Source organism: Brachyspira hampsonii, from assembly GCF_001746205.1.
In the GTDB taxonomy this organism is placed as follows: Bacteria; Spirochaetota; Brachyspiria; order Brachyspirales; family Brachyspiraceae; genus Brachyspira; species Brachyspira hampsonii_B.
This window is the reverse complement of sequence record NZ_MDCO01000005.1, coordinates 1-2,145: the sequence shown is the minus strand read 5'-3', so window position 1 is coordinate 2,145 and position 2,145 is coordinate 1. Positions and strand designations below refer to the sequence as shown.

Sequence of the window (2,145 nt, the reverse complement as noted above, 5' to 3'; positions counted from 1 at the left end):
AATAAAAGAGTGCAGGCTCTAAAATTTAATATTAGTATTCGAACTTATTATTATTGGAGGAAGAAATTTGAAGAAACAGGAACTATAGAAAATAAGAGCAGAAAACCTAAAAATCTTTAGAAAGTGATAAACCAAATGTAGATATAAGAGCAGATGGAAATGATACTGTAGCATTAACTTCAAATGCTGACGAGATAACACATACAGTAGAGCCTCCAGACGCCACAGGCGGACAGTCGTCCAGCAGTTTTTTGATGTGAGCTATGAAGCTGAAACTAAAACTTTCACTATCACAGGAAAGGCAGAAGGTTGTCTGAAAAGCTATACCGTCTATAACTTTTGTAATATCCTTTATTTTAGCACTAGACTCATAAACATCTTCTATCATTTTAGTAGTATCAGCTATAACACTTCCGCCTTCTACTACCGCATTTCTAGAAGCTATCATAACTTCATTTCCATCTACTGAATTCTGAGCTGAAGACTTTATAGTAGAAGCCATCTCCTCCATAGATGAAGCCGTCTCCTCTAAACTTGATGCCTGATACTACTAAAATGATAGAAGATGTTTAATCTGATGATGTTTTTATCTCATTATTAAAAGTTATGCCTGTGCGAAATGAATGATAATCTTTTCCGCCTTTACAGTCTGTAGTATAAAAAGAACTTGAAGAATATGAATAAGTTCCATAATAAGAATTTTCATATAAAACTCTGTTTTCTTCTATTACATTCATTCTTAATAAATCATCATATCCTTTACTGTCTTTATCATAAACTACTATATTTCCGCTCTCAAATCCCCGCCCTTTATGTTTAATTGCTTCACTTTGAATTTTAGCTTTATACTGTTTTATGAGTTAAATAACATTTGTTAGCACCCGCCCAAGCGTATTTTAAATTTGCAGTCTATTCACCGCACGGTATACGAAGAAAAATGTATAAAAGGATTAATAGTACAATTTTTGCAATATTTTAAAATCTATTCTGCGTGCGGTGAATAGACTGCAAATTTAAAATACGCTTGGGCGGGTGTACAGACTGTAAAGGCGTATTAAGCTTCTCCCAATTAGCACCTATAGAAGTATCTTTATTTTTATCTATTCTATAATAAACATTCTTGCTTACAGTAAATGAACCTAAAGATGTATCTCGGCATCCGCTTGGATTTTGCTCAAAAAAATCTTCTAATAAACTTATTAAATATATATAATCTTTAAACTCTACAGTTTGAAAACTAACTCCAAATCTTCCTTGAAAGCTAGCATTAGGGTCTGTACTTACTGAAGGAAAAGTTTTATAAACATTATCGCTAGTATAGCCGTGCATTTTAATAACTTTGAAACTCCTTACAGTAAAAAGAATATTATTATAAATATTAAAAAATTATTCTCCACACGTGAATGGCTTGATGATAATAATAATCTGGTTGCTGAATTAAATAATATGTATGACGACTGTCCGCCTGTGGCGATAGAGCCTAGAGTGGAGGAAATAGATACAGCGGATATAGAAGGCGATTCACTTGCATTTGATACTATTCAATTTCATTATTACTTGCTGGCATCTTTATATTCCTCTTCTAATTTTTTATTTTCATTATTATTTATATTAAAGTCTTGATTGTATTCAGTTTCTTTAGGTTCTTCATAAACTGTTTTTATTGGTCTTATTTGCTGAGAAACGAAATACTCATCTCCGTATTCATAATCTACTTCGTTAAGGTTTTCTAGTATCCGCCATTCATTTCTAGTAAGAACACCATTATTTAATTTTATTTGGTTCGCTTGCTGTATGCTTCATACTGCCTTTGATGGCATAAAATTAAATCATTGGAGTGATACAGACAGAGAACTTCCAGATATTTTGGCAGGAAGTATCTGTGAGTTTGAAGGCAGATTATTTGAAACAAATGAGAATATAAAACTAACTGATAATATAACAGATATTAGACAAGATTTAAGATTTATTAAACTTGTTATAGTAAGAGATTCTAATAATAAAGACAATGATTATTTAAGAGCAGAAATAGCAGGCGGATATAGTGAAACAGTCGGCAATGGATTTCCTACTTACGATTATGAGAATAGAGGGTTTTATGTCAAAGATAATAATAATATCATAACAGAAAAATATTTAAGATTA

General features: G+C 31.5%; 3 protein-coding genes and 3 pseudogenes. 3 read left to right on the top strand and 3 right to left on the bottom strand.

The annotated features are described in order from the left end of the window. Positions 1-9 precede the first annotated feature (9 nt). The gene (locus tag BFL38_RS15730) at positions 10-120 is read left to right on the top strand and encodes a helix-turn-helix domain-containing protein (RefSeq protein ID WP_368664524.1); all 111 of its coding nucleotides are present in this window, start codon (positions 10-12) and stop codon (positions 118-120) included. Positions 121-310: 190 nt separating this feature from the next. Here BFL38_RS15730 and BFL38_RS14575 read toward each other — a convergent pair. The 3 genes and pseudogenes from BFL38_RS14575 to BFL38_RS03140 form a co-directional block, all read right to left on the bottom strand. Continuing rightward, positions 311-547, bottom strand: a pseudogene (locus BFL38_RS14575) (methyl-accepting chemotaxis protein); the annotation flags it as partial. A gap of 22 nt (positions 548-569) precedes the next feature. Next, positions 570-737, bottom strand: a complete 168-nt coding sequence (locus tag BFL38_RS14570; RefSeq protein ID WP_256097189.1) for a hypothetical protein — start codon at positions 735-737, stop codon at positions 570-572. 238 nt (positions 738-975) lie between these two features. After that, positions 976-1,329 (bottom strand): hypothetical protein, encoded by a 354-nt coding sequence (locus BFL38_RS03140; protein ID WP_069725689.1) that lies wholly within the window; start codon positions 1,327-1,329, stop codon positions 976-978. Here BFL38_RS03140 and BFL38_RS03135 point away from each other — a divergent pair. Beyond that, positions 1,318-1,545: pseudogene (locus BFL38_RS03135) on the top strand (hypothetical protein); the annotation flags it as partial. The gene BFL38_RS03140 and the pseudogene BFL38_RS03135 sit on opposite strands and share 12 nt — an antisense overlap. A 189-nt stretch (positions 1,546-1,734) precedes the next feature. Then, a pseudogene (locus BFL38_RS03130) lies at positions 1,735-2,145 on the top strand (hypothetical protein); the annotation flags it as partial.